Genomic DNA, 16,784 nt, shown 5'->3' on the forward strand with positions numbered 1-16,784 from the left:
TTATGAGAAGCGATATAATACAAAAAGGCTATGACAAAGCCCCGCATAGATCTTTATTGAGGGCTTGTGGTTTTAAAGATGAGGATTTTGGAAAACCCATCATAGGTGTTGCTAATTCTTATATAGATATTGTGCCTGGGCATGTGCATCTTAGAGAATTTGTAGAACCTATAAAAGAAGAGATTAGAAAAGCCGGTGCTATACCAGTAGAGTTTAACACCATAGGTGTAGATGACGGTATAGCTATGGGACATTACGGTATGCACTACTCTTTACCTAGTAGAGAACTTATAGCAGATGCTATAGAAACCGTTGTAGAAGCTCATCAGCTTGATGGTCTTATCTGCATACCAAACTGCGATAAAATAGTCCCCGGTATGCTAATGGGTGCTCTTAGAGTAAACGTGCCTACGGTGTTTATAAGCGGCGGTCCCATGGCTGCTGGTAAAATAGGAGATAAAAAAGTAGATCTTATATCTGTTTTTGAAGGGGTTGGCAAGCTAAACAAAGGTGAGATAACAGAAAAAGATCTTCTTGTTATAGAGCAAAACGCTTGTCCTTCTTGCGGTTCTTGTTCTGGGCTTTTTACGGCAAACTCTATGAACTGCCTTACTGAAGTGCTTGGTCTTGGACTTCCAGGAAACGGTACCACCTTAGCCATAGACCCAAGAAGAGAAATGCTTGCAAGGCAAGCTGCTAGACAAGTAGTAGAACTTGTAAAGATAGATTTAAAACCAAGGGATATAGTTACAAAAGCATCTTTTGACAATGCTTTTAGAGTTGATATAGCTATGGGTGGATCTTCCAACACAGTGCTTCATCTTTTGGCTATTGCAAGAGAGGCTGGTATAGAGTACAAAATGGAAGATATAGATAAAATTTCAAGAGAAACACCTACGCTTTGCAAAATATCCCCTTCTTCAGATTATCATATGGATGACCTTGATAGAGCTGGTGGAATAAGTGCTATCATGAAAGAACTTCTTAGAAATGGTTTATTTGACGGTAAACAAAGAACGGTGACTACAAAAACCATAGAAGAGATCGTAAAAGATGTAGAAATAATGGATGAAAACGTCATAAGACGTATAGACAACGCTTATTCAAAAGACGGTGGTCTTGCCATACTATTTGGTAATTTGGCACCCAAAGGAAGCGTGGTAAAAACTGCTGGTGTTGCCAAAGAGATGCTGCAGTTCAAAGGGAAAGCCATATGTTTTGATTCCGAAGAAGAAGCCATAGAAGGTATAAGGGGTGGAAAGGTAAAACCCGGCCATGTAGTGGTCATAAGATACGAAGGTCCAAAAGGTGGTCCTGGTATGAGGGAGATGCTAAGCCCCACTTCCACCATAATGGGTATGGGTCTTGGAAGTTCTGTGGCCCTTATTACAGATGGAAGGTTTTCAGGTGGTACTAGAGGTGCTTGTATAGGGCATATATCTCCAGAAGCAGCAGCTGGTGGCCCTATTGGTATAGTTCAAGACGGTGATGAAATACTTATAGACATACCAAATAGAAAGCTTGAGCTTTTGATATCTCAAGAAGAGTTTGATGCTCGTTTAAAAGCTTTTAAACCAAAGGAAAAACTTATTAAAAGCTCATGGCTCAAGCGTTATAGGAAATTTGTAAAAGATGCTTCAGAGGGTGCTATTTTATCTGCGGATTGACATTTAGTTGATGTTTAAGATAGAAAAAACCAATGGTTTAGCAAGGGCTGGTATATTATCAACTTTACATGGTGATATATTAACACCTGTTTTTATGCCGGTGGGTACAAAGGGTACTGTAAAAGCCATGACTCACCGTTTGTTAGAAGAGCTTGGTACTCAAATCATCCTTGGAAATACCTATCATCTTTACTTAAGGCCAGGACCTGAGCTTATAGAAAAGTTTGGTGGTCTTCATAAATTTATCAACTGGAATAAGCCTATTCTTACAGATAGCGGTGGTTTTCAAGTATTTTCTTTGTCTAAGAAAAATAGCTCAAACGTCAAGATAACAGATGATGGAGTTTATTTTAAAGACCACCTTCAAGGGGATAAACATCTTTTTAGCCCTGAGAAAGTGATAGAAATTCAAGAGATATTTGGCTCAGATATCATGATGCCAATAGATGAGTGTATCTCTTTACCGGCTTCTTACGAATATACCAAAGAAGCTCTTTATAGGACTATAAGATGGCTAGAGCGTTCCAAAAAAGCCAAAAAACGAAAAGACCAAATGCTTTTTGGCATTGTTCAAGGCGGTGAATATAAAGATTTAAGAAAGCTTTCTGCAAGACTTACTGTAGAATTTGATATGGATGGTTATTCTATCGGTGGCTTGTCTGTGGGGGAGTCAAAAGATATCATGTATTCTATGACCTATTACGTTGTAGAAGAACTGCCGTTTGATAAACCCCATTATCTTATGGGCGTTGGAAAACCAGAGGATATATTGGAAGCCATTTCTCTTGGAATAGATATGTTTGATTGTGTGATTCCTACAAGAAACGCCCGTACTGGGCTTTTATACACATCAAAAGGTGAACTTGTTTTAAGACATGAGCGTTATAAAGAAGATCCAAGACCTGTGGATGAAGAATGTGAATGTTATACCTGTAAAAACTTTTCAAGGGCTTATTTGAGACATCTTTTTATGATGGAGGAAATATCTTCTTATATTTTAAATACTATTCACAATCTTCACTTTTTCTTAAATCTTACCAAAAAAGCCAGAGAAGCTATAATCCAAGGTAGGTTTTTGGATTTTAAAAGCCAAATGTTAGAAAAGTTTAATATGAAAAATCATAGCATAAACTTAAACTAAATCTAAATTTTAAACTATGAATTTAAAATCTTGGAGTTATTATATACAGCTAAGAGCTTACGATGAATCTGGAAATGTAAAAGAGGATTCTGCCATAGTGTGCTTGGCATTTCTTACATCGTATATGCCTGTTTTTTCATCAACCTACGACAAGTATGCCACGCAATAGTAAAATGCGGTTTCACTGCTCTAAAGTTATGGCATATTATCTTAAATAAAACATTTCTTTTAGCTTAAGCATCTCTTCTAAAGAAAGCTGTCCAGGGGCGTTTGGTTTTTCCAAGTATGCGTAGCTTATGAAAGAACCGAAGATAAATCCAGCTATTCTTGAGATTTTGCCAAACTCTCCCATAGATATGAGTATTTTTGGTGTTTTTATATCGATAGCACTACACATAAGCCTTGCCACATCTTCATAGGAGTTTGCTTTTAGGGCGATTTTTGGAATATCTCCATATCTTAAGGCTTCTCTTATGGTTTCTTTTATAACAAAGTTTGCCGGTGTCATTTCAAAGTTGTGATAAGAGACGATAAGCTTTTTGTTGTACTCTTTAGAGAGTCTTGATATATAGGCTATTATATCTGTGGAAGAAAGCTCTATATCTGTATAATCAGATAAAGGCATAAGTTTTTCAAACATTTCTACTCTGTTTTCTACATAAGCCCCACCTTCTTTTTCACTTCTTATAGTAAGTATCGTTTCAAAACCATTTTCTTTTGCTTTTTTTAAAAGCCCAGATACAAAGCTTATATCTTTGTTTGTAAAAGAATCTACTCTAAATTCTAAGATATCCGCATTTCTGGCTTTTAATAAAACCTCATCAAAATTTTCATCGGTTATTGGTATAGCTATTTTCATTAAAATGACCTCACGTATTCAAGGTATTGGTTGTAATTTATTATAAGCTCTTCCATGGAATCTGCGCCAAATTTTTCTAATATATGATGAGCTATTACAAAACTAAGCATGGCTTCTCCTACCACTGAAGCAGCTGCTATGGCTGTTACATCGCTTCTTTCTTTGCTGGCTTTTATCGGTTCTTTTGAGATGATATCTACGCTTCTTAAAGGGTTCATAAGAGTAGGTATGGGTTTCATGGCAGCCCTTACTACTATAGGCATTCCATTTGTCATACCACCTTCGGTGCCACCGAGATTGTTTGAATATCTCATATAACCGTTTTCGTATCCTATCTCATCCATCACTTCTGATCCAAAAAGCGTAGCCCCCTTAAAACCAAGCCCTATCTCCACTCCCTTTATAGCTTGAATGCTCATCATAGCTTTTGCTATATCCCCATCTATTCTTTTGTCCCATTGTATGTAAGACCCAAGCCCAGGCGGTACATTTACAGCTACTACCTCAAATATTCCCCCAAGACTTTCCCCTTGTTCTTTAGCTTTGTCAATATACTCTATTGCTTCTTGGTCTTTGGCTGGGTCTACAAACCTTAAGACAGATTTTTCAGCTTCTTTGGCATTGATAAAAGGATCGTCAGATGGTGGCGTTGCAGATATTTTCCCAACGCTTAAGACATAGCTATAAACTTCTATGTTTAAAGCTTTTAATAAAAGCTTACAAAAAGCACCTATTGCTACTCTTGAAGCGGTTTCTCTGGCAGAAGCCCTTTCTAAGACGTTTCTTAAGTCTTTTTGATTGTATTTTATACCACCTACCAAATCAGCATGTCCAGGTCTTGGCCTTGTAAAATCTTTAAAATCTTCTGGTTTTTGACCAAAAGGAGCCATTTTGTTTTGCCAGTTTTCCCAGTCTTTGTTTTTTATCTCTATGGCTATAGGAGCACCGGTGGTTTTTCCAAACCTAACCCCAGATAAGATATTGGCTTTATCTTGCTCTATAGCCATACGCCCGCCCCTTCCGTATCCGCCTTGTCTTCTTCTTAGTTCGTTGTTTATAAAATCTATATCCACTTCAAGGTTTGATGGCAACCCTTCTAATATAGATATAAGAGCTTGTCCATGAGACTCACCAGCGCTTAAAAATCTTAAACCCATTTAATAATTATATCAAAAGTGTGTATAGCATTTCTTACATCGTAGTGTGCGTAGCATTTCTTACACTACCAGTGCCTATTCCTTCATCAACCCCCGAAGTAAAATGCGATTTCACCGCTCTAGTGTGCGTAGCATTTCTTACACTACCAGTGCCTGTTCTTTGCTTTGTTCACGACGAGTCTGCCACACAATAGTAAAACGCAGGCGTCACCGGTCTAGTGTGCTTGGCATTTTCACCTCGTGTATACCTGTTCCCTGTTTTGTTCACGATGTAAAATGCGATTATATCGCTCTATCTAAATCCTAAAAGCTATAACTTACGCTAGCGCTAAACATGTAAGGAGCCACCTGTTGATATCCGTTTACGTATGTGTATACAGGTATCTGAACATTTGCACTAAGATCGTAATTTCCAAATTTGTACTCTATTCCAGGAGCTACAAAAAGCCTTTGAAATCCGCTGCTTGGAGAACCGCTGTTTGTGTATGCGGCGTCTGATCCATCGTCTTTATTTCTTACTGAGTATATGGCTTCTAAAAACGGAGATACATGGTATTTTTGCATAAACTTAAGATAGTAAGCTCCCAAAGATACATTGAAACTATCTCCCGGTTTGTAAGTTCCGCCGTCTGATTCTGTGACAGCGTAAAATTGGTGTCTCCACATACCTTCACTAAACCACTGAACATTTTTTGTTAGATATCCATAATGATAAAAGCCTAAAAGACTACCCAAAGAACCATAACCTGGCTGAGTATCTGGATCTTCTATCTTTAGATTTGTAAGGTTATGCGGTCCTGTTGGTAGTATAAACCCAAAAAGAAGCCCAGTACTCATATCTGGTGAAAAACCAGAGTATATACCCATTATTCTTATATCTGCTAAGGTAAAATGCTCAGTGGATTGTACGTTTGGATTAACGCCAAGTTGTTCATCGGTAATACCGGGCGTGCCATTTGTATCAGTGCTAAAATATCTATCCCAAAATGGTATTTCTATGTGAATTCCCCAACTTCTATTAAACATATGTTGATATCCTATGGTAAAGAAGTCTGTTCTTATCTTTTGGTCTGGATTTAAAGCGCTATCGGCTTTGGAACTACCGTGCCAAGTCTCATTTTGATCCATAAACGTATATTTAAAAAATACCGTGTTTTCCGTGTTTCTTGGCATCATGCTTGGTAGTGTAACTTCAAACACACCACATCCGCAAGCGCACGCAAAAACCGTTTTTGATACGAACAAGCTCAACCATTCCCACCTTCTCATGTTCAACCTCCTAAAATAAATTTATGTTATTATAACATAAAATATATGTGGTATTAACATTATTTTATACGAAAATTAAAAATATGTTGTTTTGGTTTTTTATAGGTTAAAATAAATATCAAAGGATAAAGTGTCTGTAGCTTAACGGATAAAGCGCAGGTCTCCGGAACCTGAGATTGCGGGTTCGAATCCCGCCAGACACGTTTAAGGACTTGATAAGTGTGCCGAAGGCATTTCTTACATCGTGAGATAAGCGTTTATTAAGAAAATAGGCATCTGAAATATGGTAAACCACCCTGTGTACAACATTTCTTACACTACCAGTGCTCGTTCTTTTGTCTTGCTACGACAAGTCTGCCACGGTTCACAAGTCTGCCACGGTTCACAAGTCTGCCACGGTTCACAAGTATGCCACGCAATAGTAAAATGCGATTACATCGCTAAATAATTATTTTTATATCTTACATAGTTTGAAGCAGATTCTTTTATAAGCTCTATCTCTTCTGGTTTTAAGTCTCTTACTATTTTAGCTGGGCTTCCTGCTACCAAAACACCGCTTGGTATATGTTTGTTTGGTGTTATGAGGGCTCTTGCCCCTACCAATACAAAATCTTCTATTGTAGCTCCGTCCATGATGGTAGCTCCCATTCCCACCAGTACAAAATTTTTTATAGTGCATCCGTGTATTATAGCCCCGTGTCCTATAGTGACATCGTGTCCTATGATGGTTGGATGCGTGTCGTGGGTTACATGGATTACGGAATTATCTTGAATGTTTGTTCTGTTGCCAATTTTGATATAATTTACATCTCCTCTTACAACGGTGCCAAACCATACACTAACATCATCTCCAAGTTCTACATCTCCTATTACAAAAGCGTTATCTGCTATATATACGCCGCTACCTATTTTTGGATAAAAGTCTTTGTAAGCTTTTAACATGAAAAGTATTATAGCAAATTATCTTTTAATGATGATGCTGATGATCACCGCAGCTAAAGTGTGCTTGGCATTTCTTACATCGTATAGTGTGCTGGAAGCATTTCTTACACTACCAGTGCCTATTCCCTCGTCAACCCCCGACAAGTCTGCCACGCAATAGTAAAATGCGATTTCGTCGCTCTGCCTGTCCCTTCATTAACCCACGAGGTGAAATGCGGGCGTTACCGCTCTACCTATTTTTTAGCTTTAGCTCTTTTGCCTGTTCTTTAGTCAACCCACGAGGTGAAATGCGGGCGTTACCGCTCTACCTATTTTTTAGCTTTAGCTCTTTTGCCTGTTCTTTAGTCAACCCACGAGGTGAAATGCGGGCGTTACCGCTCTACCTTGTAAGAAGCTCAAATTTATCGGGGGTTATGAGGGTAAGTTCGTTAGATTCGTATTTTTTTAAAAGCTCATCAAAACTTATCTTATCATCTTCGGCAAAATACACCTTCATACCATTTGTTATAGCGAGGTTGTAAGCTCCTTGTCCCATGTGTAGGGCTATAAGTTCTCTTACACCAAGAGATAGTAAAAACCTTATCACCATACCGCCCCTTTCTACCGGGTTTCTTAGGGTTTTAATGGTTTTTGAGTTTTTATCGTAAAAAGCAAAAAACTTCACTTCTCCAAAAAGTGGTGATATTTTGATGGGGCTATTTTCCTTTGGGGCTTTTATTGGTATAGCCACATGGTTTTCATAAGATTCAAAGCCTTCTGGCAATGTAAATCTCTCTACTGTTTTAAGCATTTTCATAGAGCACCTCCTAAAAATTTAAGGTTAATAAATACTAACTATTAAATTAGTTAAAAATTTAGATTGTAGTAGAAGTTTTATCATAATTAGTCTTCTTTGTTTATCCTATCTTCTTCGTGTTTTACGATTTTAGAAAAAATAACTATCAACAAACCACCTATCACAACAGTTTCTACAAGCCTTTGGGCGTAAATCTTAAATACGTTTGGTATTTGCCCTGTTTGAAACATGCAGTTATAACAATGTGTATGCCCTTGATAGGGTGTGCCTTCCAACATATGTATAAAATTCATTATGCTATGCCAAATATCCATTAGTTTATTATAACTCTAGTGTGTGTAGCATTTCTTACATCGTATATGCCTGTTCCTTCATTTTGCTACGATGTAAAATGCGGGCGTTACCGCTCTAGTGTGTGTAACATTTCTTACATCGTAGTGTGCTGGAAGCATTTCTTACACTACCAGTACCTGTTCCCTCGTCAACCCCAGAAATAAAATGCGATTTCATCGCTCTGCCTGTTCTTTTATCAACCTACGATGTGAAATGCGGACGTTGCCGCTCTGCCTGTTCTTTCATCAACCTACGAATTAAAATGCGATTGTATCGCTCTAGTGTGCTTGGCATTTCTTACGTGGTATATGTCTGTTCTTTCATTTTGCTACGATGTAAAATGCGATTGTATCGCTCTATTTGCTTTTTAAAGCTACTGCAAGTATAGCCAGCATACCTATGGCAAATATGATAGAAAGTACTATTACCACTGCACCTGAGTAATGAGAAAATGCCATTTGTTGTTTTGCTAATGCTTTCCATGTGTTCATAGTATTATTTTACAACATCAATATAAAATAAATATAAAAAGAGGGCAAAAGCCCTCCAAGTATTTTGATTAAAATCTCCCAAAGGCATCTTTGTTCCAAGACATGTCTGGAGGTGATTGTTTTACAGCTTCTTTTACCTTGATACCTTTTATCTTTGCATGCGCTGTGTATTCTATCTGCTTGATGGACCCGGATTGATTTTGAGGGTTTTTATAAAGAGTTTGTTGGTGTTTTGCTTTTAAAAGCATGAAACTAAAAGGTTTTACATCAAGACCACTTAGCATAATAAGATAAAGGGCATGTCCTATGTAAGTTATTATGTCTTCTATATAGGGTAGGGCGTTAGCCATATAACCTGTATTTGATATGAGTTCTTTAAACAAGCTTAAAAACTCTTTTTTAGATATTCTGTTTTTGGTGGATTTTATGGCTTGTAAGCTTTGGAGAAATTTTGCAAATTCATCATCTAGTATATTTGCTTTTAATAAAAGCTCTGTTATGTCCTTATCGTATAGCGTTTTGTATCCTACATAATTTACCCAAGCTTCTATTATGCTTGGTATATCGTAGCCTATCAAAGATTTTATTTTTGACCTGATATCTTTGTTGTCTTGGGATACAAATATCTTTTCTAGAATAGCCTTTTCTTTCATAGCTTTCTCCTTTATCCTATTTCTTCTAAATCTCTTAACACGCTTTGGAGTCTTGGTGTTATTTCTTCCAGTATATCCACAATTTCCAAAAGCAAATTTTTTTGATGAGGATCCTTTGTATTTTTTATAAGGACTTCTATATCTTCTACCAGTTTTACAAATTTTGGTGTATCTTCTATCAACAGGCTAATTATTTTAAAATCCATAAAACTACCTCCTTTTAACGCCCCCTTTACAGGGGGCAAATTATGTTTAGGTTAATTGATCGCAGGAGCGATACAAGACCACTTGGCCGGTTTTTCTGTCTTTTTTGCTTCTTATTTCAGATTCTAGTTTTCTTATGACACATCTTCCAACGCTTACTATATCTTGCTTGCCGGAGTTAGATAGTACTGTGCCTAAGCTTGGGGTTTTGGAGCTTGACTTTTTTCTTTTTTCTAAGGAGCTTATGAGGTTTTGTATTGTAGCTTCTTGGTTTTGGTCTTTTAACTCCTTTAGTATGTCGTTTAATATAGCTATCTCTTCGGCGGTTTTTGAGCCTTTTATAGAACTTTTCTTATGAGAAGAAACTCTTAACTCTTTTGCCCAAAACTTGAGTGCATCGGCTATTATAAGAGCTTGGCCGTTTATTACATCGCCAAAGACAAAGTAATAGTTGTCTGCAGATTGGGGCAATGAGCTTGAGCTTCCCATATCTACTACAGCCACAAATCTTGATAAAAGCTCGTATCCGCCAAACCTTATAAGGTTTTGAACAGCGCTTTTTGACCTCTCAAGGTCAAAGGTTTCCGTGATAGGTGCTACATGTGGCATTACAAAGGTTTTTAGCATGGGCCTTACCTCCTAAAAGTGATATGTTAAATTTCTTTTAAAAGCCAAAAAACGAAGGTAAGCCTGTCCAAGAAAGTCCAACATATAATATGGTATATATCATATTTTTCTTTGATGTTTTTCAATATATTTAAAGCCTTATACCTTAAATATTTAAGTTAAAATATTTTTATGAGAAAATTTCTAATAACAGGTGGAAGCGGTTTTATAGGCTCAAGGATAGCCTTAAGGCTTCAAGAGCTTTACCCAAAAGCTTATATCCTTGTGGTGGATAACTTTTCTTCAGGATACTTTAAAACTCTTTATGGATTTAAAGGCGATGTGATAGAAGGGGCTATAGAAGATAAAGACCTATGGGAATATCTTAAAAAAGAATACGCCTCTTTTGAAGCGGTCTTTCACAACGGAGCTATTACAGATACCACAATCCTTGATCAGAAGTTTATGATGGATGTAAACACCAATAGCATGAAATATATAATAGATGCTTGTATAAAATGGGATGCAAAGCTTATATACGCTTCTTCTGCTGGAGTGTATGGCAACACAGAAGCACCTATGAGAGAAGATAGGGGTCTTATACCGGAAAACGTATACGGCTTTTCAAAGCTAATGGCTGATAACCTCGTTAAAAATAAGATGGAAGAATATCCTTCTTTTAGGGCAGTGGGTTTTAGATACTTCAACGTATACGGCATGGGAGAGCAATACAAAGGCAAAACCGCCAGTATGATTTATCAACTTGCCATGCAGATGAAATCTGGCAAAAACCCAAGACTTTTTAAATATGGTGAGCAAAAAAGAGATTTTGTTTATATAGAAGATGTATTGCAAGCAAATATAAAGGCTTTGGAAAGATACGATGCTAGTGGTATATTTAACGTAGGCTATGGCAAGGCAAGAAGCTTCAACGATATAGTAGAGATTTTAAACCATCTCATGGGTGCAAACTACGAAATAGAGTATTTTGACTGTCCATACGAATTTTATCAAAACTACACAGAAGCCGATATAAGTGCTATCAAAGAAAAGCTTGGCTACGAGCCCAAATATGATTTGGAATCTGGTATAGAGCATTATCTTAAAAGCTTGAAGCTGATATGAGTTTAAAGGGTATTTTTTGGGTATTAGGAGAACACGACGAGCCTTATTTAAAACCAAGGGAAAGCTCTTTGGAGCTTGTGGGCAACACACCTTTGGTAAGAATAAAAAAAGTTTTAGAGGCTTTTGATATAAACCCAAATGTGAAAATATATGCAAAGCTTGAATCTACGAATCCAGGGGGCTCTGTAAAAGATAGGGCTGCTCTTTCTATGTTTTTAAACGCCATAAAAAAAGGTATTATACAAAAAGATAAGGCTGTGATAGACGCCACCTCTGGTAATACGGGTATAGCGCTTGCTATGGTAGGAGCTTCACTTGGTATAAAAGTAGAGCTTGCTATGCCATCAAACGTAAGCGAAGAGCGTAAGAAGATACTGGAGGCTTATGGGGCTATAACCCACTATACTGATCCTTTGGAGGGCACAGACGGGGCTATCTTATACGTTAGAGATATTGTAAAAAAATATCCAGATAGATATGTGTATCTAGACCAATACAACAACCAAGCCAACTGGCAAGCTCATTTTTACTCTACTGGTATAGAGATATACAATCAAACTAAAGGTCAGATTACTCATTTTGTAGCAGGGATTGGTACCGGTGGGACTATAATGGGTACTGGTAGAAGGTTAAAGGTTTACAATCCCAACATAGAGGTTATAGGCATCCAACCAGCCTATCCATTTCATGGCATAGAAGGCCTAAAGCATATAGAGTCTTCTATAAAACCAGGTATTTTTGATGAAACGTTTTTAGATAGAACAATCTTTGTAGATACGGAAGAAGCTTACGAACTTACAAGAAGACTTGCCAAGGAAGAAGGGCTTTTCGTAGGACAATCTTCTGGAGCTGCCTTGGCTGGTGCTATAAAACTTGCCAAAGAGCTTGAAAGTGGGCTCATTGTGACGGTGTTTCCAGATGGCGGGGATAGATATCTATCCACTAGAGTGTGGGGTAAGTGATATGGAGATTTTAAACCTTGTAGATATTTTTAAAAGCCAAAAAACTTACTCCTTTGAAGAGGATATAAAAAAGGATTTTTGGAAAGATTTTTTACCTGAGGATATAGAAAGTGTTGAGGCCAATGTGAAGATCAATATATCACCAAAAGGTTATATGAGATATGAGCTATCTTTGAAGTTAGAGGCTAAGGTAAGGGCTTTTTGTTCTGTTTGCCTTAAGGAGTTTGGATTTGATATAGTTTTGGACGAGGTTTTTGAGCTTTTAGATAAAAGTTTAGAAACATATTCAAAATCACACATGTTAAAAGAAGAAGAATTCTACACTTACTACATAGACCAGGAGGAGTTTGATCCTTCTGAGGTTGTTTTGGATGCTCTTATAGGTGCTATGCCTATAAAATTTTTATGTGAAGAGTCTTGTAGTTTGCCATCAAAAGTTGAGCAAGGAAACAAAAGTTTTGCTATACTTAAAGAGTTACTAACTAAGGAGGAAAAAAATGGCGGTACCAAAGCGTAGGACTTCTCGTTGGAGAAGAAACCAAAGAAGGGCGCAAGCTTTTTTTGCGAAGCTAAAATCTTTTAATATGGTAAAATGTCCAAATTGTGGAGAATTTGCAATGCCACACAGGGCTTGTCCTTACTGCGGTTATTACAGAGATAAACAAGTATTAGAAGTGTAATTTAGCTATAAATGGAAAGCTTTCGTATAGCGCTTGACTGTATGGGGGGTGATTATGCCCCCGATGAGATAGTAAAAGGTGGTATACTAGCTTTAGATGAACTAAACTGTGAAGTTTTATTTGTAGGGAAAGAAGAGCTTATAAGACAGGTATTGAAAAAGTATAAATTAAGAGAAGATATAAAAATTATAAATTCTGAAGATTCAATTGAGATTAACTCATCTCCTTCTTCTGTGTTGAAAAGGAAAAACTCGTCTTTATATATAGCTGGTAAGCTTTTAAAAGAAAATCAAGCCGATGCTCTTGTATCTGCTGGCAACACCGGTGCTGTGTTGGTGATAGGTAAATTTGTGGTGGGGGCGGCGGAGTTTTTAGAAAGACCAGCTATAGCTGTAGCTCTTCCAAACAAGCTTGGTAAGAAGACTGTGCTTGTTGATGTGGGAGCAAACGTTGATAGTAGACCAAGGCATCTTTTGGATTTTGCCATCATAGGACATACTTACGCAGAGGAGATATTGGGTGTAAAGAATCCAACCATAGGTATTTTAAGTATAGGAGAAGAAGAAGGGAAAGGCAACGAGCTTGTAAAAGAAACGTTTCCGCTTTTAAAAGAAACAAAGTTAAACTTCAAAGGAAACGCTGAAGGTAGAGATATATACAACGGTACTTTTGACGTCATAGTATGCGATGGGTTTGTAGGAAATATAGTTTTAAAAGCATCTGAAAGTCTTGGTATGGCTCTTATAGATATGATAAAAGAAGAGGTTATGAAAAGAAAAATAAGTAAGCTTGGAGCTTTTTTGATGAAGCCAGCTATAAATGCTTTTAAGAGAAAAGTAGATTTTGAAGAATACGGTGGTACACCACTTTTAGGAGCAAAAAAACCTGTTATAATAACACATGGTAGAGCAAACGCGAAAGCCATAAAAAACGCTATAAAGATAGCTAGAGCATTTTTATCTCACCACTTCAACGAAAGAATGAAAGAAAACTTTGTAAAATATATAGAACCAGTCTTAAAGGAGCAATAATGGGCGTATCTATAAAGTCTATAGGCATTTACGTGCCTTCTCATGTTGTTACCAACAAGGATTTGGAAAAAAACATTGATACTTCCGATGAGTGGATTACTACGAGAACTGGTATAAAAAGAAGACACGTAGCAAAAGATGAGTCTATATACGATATGGCTGTGAAAGCTGGTAAGATGGCTCTTGAAAAAGCCGGTTTAGAAGAAGTAGATCTTATAATAGTAGCCACTTTAAGCCCAGAGATGCTTTTTCCAGCTGTAGCTTGTGTAGTTCAACAGCATATAAAATCAAGATTTGCTTTTGATATATCGGCTGCTTGTAGTGGGTTTTTGTATGGGCTTGATATAGCAAAATCTTACATAGAAAGCTCAAATGTAAATTCAATACTTCTTATAGGAGTAGAAAAACTTTCTTCTATAGTGGATTGGACCGATAGGAGCACCTGTGTGCTTTTTGGAGATGGGGCCGGTGCTGCTGTAATTACAAAAGGAGAAGGGGATATATTATCAAGTGTTATGTTTTCCGATGGTAAGTACAAGGATCTTCTTTATGCTGAGAAATGCGATTTTCTAAAGATGAACGGAAAAGAAGTGTTTAAATACGCTGTAAGAAACATGGAAGCTGCTTGTAGAATGGCTATTGAAAAGGCAAACGTTAGCATAGATGAAATATCTCTTGTGATACCTCATCAGGCAAACATACGTATAATAAACTCGTTGGCGCAAAAACTTGGTGTTCCAAGTTCAAAAGTTTATGTAAACATACAAGAGTATGCAAACACTAGTGCTGCTTCTATACCTATAGCTATGTATGAGGCTTTTGAAAAAGGTATATTAAAAAGAAAAGATAAAATTCTATTAACGGCTATGGGCGGAGGACTTACATGGGGAGCTAGCGTTTTGGAGTTTTAAGATGGGTAAGGTTATAAGATTTAACTCTGATGACGATAGTGAAAAGATAGAACAAGAACAACCTCCTATAGACCAGCAATCAGTTGAAATGCCTCAGTTTCTACAAGAATTAAGAGAATATATACTTGGATATTATCCTAATACTATAAGCGATATACTTGGCTTTAGCGGTTTTATCAAAAACGACAACCCTTATGTATTCGTGGGATATGTTGCATGGCAAGATAAAAAAGGAAGCTATTATACCACACCTTTGATAGCTATGTTTAGAAATCAAGACAAGAGGTTTTCTTTTTTAAACGCCAAGAACCACTATTTTGATCCTACGGTGTTAAAAACAGACATTGAAAACTCGGGTATAAAAATAGATGAGATTTACAAACATCTTGACAAAGAGTTAAAAAAGCCAACCTAAAACACTGCTAAAAATAAAGGTAGCTTGGTCATAACTTATAAAATCTAAGAATGTAAATTTTTTTCTTATGGAAAAAGATAGATTGCCAAAAGGACAAAAATGGATTTCAAAACCTGTTGTTTACGATATAGTAAAAGATATAAAAGATGTTGATTTATCTAAGTATAGGTTGAAGTTTTTTGGATTTTTAGAAAATCCTATAGAAATAACTTACGATGAGTTTGTATCTATGGCAAAAGACAAAGTGGTGGCGGATTTTCACTGTGTTACCACTTGGAGTGTAAGAGATATCGTTTGGGAAGGCGTAAAAACAAAAAAAATATTAGAGATGGTAAAACCAAAGAAAGAAGCTAAGTTTGTTATGGCTCATTGTCTTGAAGGATATACCACAAACTTTCCTATAGAGTATCTTTACGATGAAAACTCTATATTGGCTTATAAAATGAACGGTGAAATTATCCCGAAAAGGCACGGCTTTCCTATAAGGCTTGTGATCCCTTCTTTGTATGCATGGAAAAGTGCAAAGTATTTGGAAGCTCTTGAGTTTATGGATAAAAACGTAAAGGGATTTTGGGAGCTTAGAGGTTATCACGATATAGGAGACCCTTGGAAGGAAGAGCGTTTTAGTGAAGATTAGCTTTATATAAGTCCTGCTGCTTTTAAAAGAAGAGCATGTTTTAGACCAAAGTCGCTTATTATAAGGTAATCTTTTTCAAAAAGCTCCAAAACTTTATAAAATATGGCTATACCAGATACTATAGCCTTTGCTCTTTTATCTTCTATCTCTTTGTATTTTTTTCTTTCTTCTGTTGGTATTTTTGCAAGTGCCCAAAACCATTTTTCTAAAGCATCTAAAGACAGGATTTTACCGTGTATTATTTTGCCGTTGTAAGGATATACACCATAGTGAAGAGCTGCTATAGTTGTAATGGTGCCTCCTATTGCCACTATACTATCTACTAGTTTTAGTACTTGTTTTATGTTTTTTTCAAGAAAATCAAAAAGAGCTTTTATTTCTTCATCGGTAGGTGGGTCATGCTTAAAAAACTCTTCGGTAAGATTTACTATACCAAAAGGAAAAGAGTTTATAGATTTTATATTAGAAGCTTTTCCGTAAACAAACTCTGTAGAACCACCACCTTGATCTATCACAACTGCGTCTTTTTTAAGCCCCAGGGAAAATATGCTTGCTTTAAAAGAAAGCTCTCCTTCTTCTTCACCGCTAATAATATTTACATCTATACCAACTTCTTCTTTTACTTTTTTTATAAAATCATCAGCGTTTTTTGCTTTTCTTAGAGCTTCTGTGCCTACTGCAATGATGTTTGAAGCATTGTAGCTGTCTATGGTGTTTTTAAAATCTTTTAAAGTTTCCAAAGCTTCTTTGATTTTTTCTTCTTTTATAAAGCCAGTTTCTTTTACCCCGGTGCCTAATTCTACTATGTTTCCTTTTTCAAAAATTATTTCAAAAGGTTCTTTGGTGGCTATGCCAAGCCTTATACTGTATGAACCTATGTCTATTGCCGCTACAACGTCTTTCAT

24 protein-coding genes and 1 tRNA gene are annotated in these 16,784 nt (G+C 36.7%); 13 read left to right on the forward strand and 12 right to left on the reverse strand.

The window, feature by feature from the left end; translation table 11 throughout:
* Positions 1–2 precede the first annotated feature (2 nt).
* From ilvD to HY04AAS1_RS08400, 3 genes are read left to right on the forward strand one after another with little or no spacing between them, the layout of a single operon-like run.
* Positions 3–1,667 (forward strand): dihydroxy-acid dehydratase, encoded by a 1,665-nt coding sequence (ilvD, locus tag HY04AAS1_RS01120; protein ID WP_012513266.1) that lies wholly within the window; start codon positions 3–5, stop codon positions 1,665–1,667.
* 10 nt (positions 1,668–1,677) lie between these two features.
* A complete protein-coding gene (tgt, locus tag HY04AAS1_RS01125) occupies positions 1,678–2,808 on the forward strand; it encodes a tRNA guanosine(34) transglycosylase Tgt (RefSeq protein ID WP_012513267.1) in 1,131 nt (376 codons plus the stop codon).
* A gap of 16 nt (positions 2,809–2,824) precedes the next feature.
* The gene (locus HY04AAS1_RS08400; protein ID WP_012513268.1) at positions 2,825–2,977 is read left to right on the forward strand and encodes a hypothetical protein; all 153 of its coding nucleotides are present in this window, start codon (positions 2,825–2,827) and stop codon (positions 2,975–2,977) included.
* A 36-nt stretch (positions 2,978–3,013) separates the two neighbouring features.
* On the opposite strand, the gene aroD is transcribed toward HY04AAS1_RS08400, so the two are convergent.
* Both aroD and aroC read right to left on the reverse strand, forming a co-directional pair.
* Entirely contained in the window at positions 3,014–3,667 is a 654-nt protein-coding gene (gene aroD / locus HY04AAS1_RS01130) for a type I 3-dehydroquinate dehydratase (RefSeq protein WP_012513269.1), read from the reverse strand.
* Positions 3,667–4,824, reverse strand: coding sequence for a chorismate synthase (aroC, locus tag HY04AAS1_RS01135; protein WP_012513270.1), 1,158 nt, complete (start codon positions 4,822–4,824; stop codon positions 3,667–3,669). Before aroC ends, aroD begins: the two co-directional genes overlap by 1 nt.
* Positions 4,825–4,844: 20 nt before the next feature.
* On the opposite strand from aroC, the gene HY04AAS1_RS08405 reads away from it, so the two are divergent.
* Positions 4,845–5,018: a hypothetical protein gene (locus tag HY04AAS1_RS08405; RefSeq protein ID WP_156769301.1), complete on the forward strand. Its 174-nt coding sequence runs from the start codon at positions 4,845–4,847 to the stop codon at positions 5,016–5,018.
* 109 nt (positions 5,019–5,127) lie between these two features.
* Here the strand turns inward: HY04AAS1_RS08405 and HY04AAS1_RS01140 are convergent, their stop codons facing one another.
* Positions 5,128–6,093: a hypothetical protein gene (locus HY04AAS1_RS01140; protein ID WP_012513271.1), complete on the reverse strand. Its 966-nt coding sequence runs from the start codon at positions 6,091–6,093 to the stop codon at positions 5,128–5,130.
* Positions 6,094–6,223: 130 nt separating this feature from the next.
* Here HY04AAS1_RS01140 and HY04AAS1_RS01145 point away from each other — a divergent pair.
* A tRNA-Arg gene (locus tag HY04AAS1_RS01145) sits at positions 6,224–6,296 on the forward strand.
* Between the two features lie 229 nt (positions 6,297–6,525).
* On the opposite strand, the gene HY04AAS1_RS01150 is transcribed toward HY04AAS1_RS01145, so the two are convergent.
* From HY04AAS1_RS01150 to HY04AAS1_RS01175, 8 genes are all read right to left on the reverse strand, one after another.
* Complete coding sequence (locus HY04AAS1_RS01150; protein ID WP_012513272.1) at positions 6,526–7,035, reverse strand: gamma carbonic anhydrase family protein; 510 nt, start codon at positions 7,033–7,035, stop codon at positions 6,526–6,528.
* An 18-nt stretch (positions 7,036–7,053) separates the two neighbouring features.
* On the reverse strand, positions 7,054–7,188 hold the full coding sequence (locus HY04AAS1_RS08510; protein ID WP_337954079.1) for a hypothetical protein: 135 nt from the start codon (positions 7,186–7,188) through the stop codon (positions 7,054–7,056).
* A gap of 226 nt (positions 7,189–7,414) precedes the next feature.
* On the reverse strand, positions 7,415–7,831 hold the full coding sequence (locus HY04AAS1_RS01155) for a NifB/NifX family molybdenum-iron cluster-binding protein (RefSeq protein ID WP_012513273.1): 417 nt from the start codon (positions 7,829–7,831) through the stop codon (positions 7,415–7,417).
* 86 nt (positions 7,832–7,917) lie between these two features.
* Positions 7,918–8,145, reverse strand: a complete 228-nt coding sequence (locus HY04AAS1_RS01160; RefSeq protein ID WP_012513274.1) for a hypothetical protein — start codon at positions 8,143–8,145, stop codon at positions 7,918–7,920.
* A gap of 375 nt (positions 8,146–8,520) precedes the next feature.
* Positions 8,521–8,655: a hypothetical protein gene (locus HY04AAS1_RS08515; RefSeq protein WP_012513275.1), complete on the reverse strand. Its 135-nt coding sequence runs from the start codon at positions 8,653–8,655 to the stop codon at positions 8,521–8,523.
* A 68-nt stretch (positions 8,656–8,723) separates the two neighbouring features.
* Positions 8,724–9,308: a hypothetical protein gene (locus HY04AAS1_RS01165; RefSeq protein ID WP_012513276.1), complete on the reverse strand. Its 585-nt coding sequence runs from the start codon at positions 9,306–9,308 to the stop codon at positions 8,724–8,726.
* Positions 9,309–9,319: 11 nt separating this feature from the next.
* Complete coding sequence (locus HY04AAS1_RS01170; RefSeq protein WP_012513277.1) at positions 9,320–9,514, reverse strand: hypothetical protein; 195 nt, start codon at positions 9,512–9,514, stop codon at positions 9,320–9,322.
* A gap of 46 nt (positions 9,515–9,560) precedes the next feature.
* The gene (locus tag HY04AAS1_RS01175) at positions 9,561–10,139 is read right to left on the reverse strand and encodes a hypothetical protein (RefSeq protein ID WP_012513278.1); all 579 of its coding nucleotides are present in this window, start codon (positions 10,137–10,139) and stop codon (positions 9,561–9,563) included.
* A gap of 171 nt (positions 10,140–10,310) precedes the next feature.
* Between HY04AAS1_RS01175 and rfaD the strand changes: the two genes are divergently transcribed.
* From rfaD to HY04AAS1_RS01215, 8 genes are all read left to right on the forward strand, one after another.
* The gene (gene rfaD / locus HY04AAS1_RS01180) at positions 10,311–11,243 is read left to right on the forward strand and encodes an ADP-glyceromanno-heptose 6-epimerase (protein WP_012513279.1); all 933 of its coding nucleotides are present in this window, start codon (positions 10,311–10,313) and stop codon (positions 11,241–11,243) included.
* On the forward strand, positions 11,240–12,205 hold the full coding sequence (gene cysM, locus HY04AAS1_RS01185) for a cysteine synthase B (protein WP_012513280.1): 966 nt from the start codon (positions 11,240–11,242) through the stop codon (positions 12,203–12,205). The genes rfaD and cysM overlap by 4 nt, the downstream gene beginning before the upstream one ends.
* 1 nt (position 12,206) lies before the next feature.
* Positions 12,207–12,722, forward strand: coding sequence for a DUF177 domain-containing protein (locus tag HY04AAS1_RS01190; protein WP_012513281.1), 516 nt, complete (start codon positions 12,207–12,209; stop codon positions 12,720–12,722).
* Complete coding sequence (rpmF, locus tag HY04AAS1_RS01195; protein WP_012513282.1) at positions 12,703–12,885, forward strand: 50S ribosomal protein L32; 183 nt, start codon at positions 12,703–12,705, stop codon at positions 12,883–12,885. The genes HY04AAS1_RS01190 and rpmF overlap by 20 nt, the downstream gene beginning before the upstream one ends.
* Before the next feature lie 11 nt (positions 12,886–12,896).
* Entirely contained in the window at positions 12,897–13,916 is a 1,020-nt protein-coding gene (gene plsX / locus HY04AAS1_RS01200; RefSeq protein WP_012513283.1) for a phosphate acyltransferase PlsX, read from the forward strand.
* On the forward strand, positions 13,916–14,827 hold the full coding sequence (locus HY04AAS1_RS01205; RefSeq protein ID WP_012513284.1) for a beta-ketoacyl-ACP synthase III: 912 nt from the start codon (positions 13,916–13,918) through the stop codon (positions 14,825–14,827). The genes plsX and HY04AAS1_RS01205 overlap by 1 nt, the downstream gene beginning before the upstream one ends.
* Before the next feature lies 1 nt (position 14,828).
* Positions 14,829–15,242, forward strand: a complete 414-nt coding sequence (locus HY04AAS1_RS01210; RefSeq protein ID WP_012513285.1) for a hypothetical protein — start codon at positions 14,829–14,831, stop codon at positions 15,240–15,242.
* Between the two features lie 67 nt (positions 15,243–15,309).
* The gene (locus tag HY04AAS1_RS01215; protein WP_012513286.1) at positions 15,310–15,879 is read left to right on the forward strand and encodes a sulfite oxidase-like oxidoreductase; all 570 of its coding nucleotides are present in this window, start codon (positions 15,310–15,312) and stop codon (positions 15,877–15,879) included.
* A 2-nt stretch (positions 15,880–15,881) separates the two neighbouring features.
* Here the strand turns inward: HY04AAS1_RS01215 and HY04AAS1_RS01220 are convergent, their stop codons facing one another.
* Positions 15,882–16,784, reverse strand: a complete 903-nt coding sequence (locus HY04AAS1_RS01220; RefSeq protein ID WP_012513287.1) for a Ppx/GppA phosphatase family protein — start codon at positions 16,782–16,784, stop codon at positions 15,882–15,884.

It is taken from the genome of Hydrogenobaculum sp. Y04AAS1 (assembly GCF_000020785.1).
GTDB lineage: Bacteria > Aquificota > Aquificia > Aquificales > Aquificaceae > Hydrogenobaculum.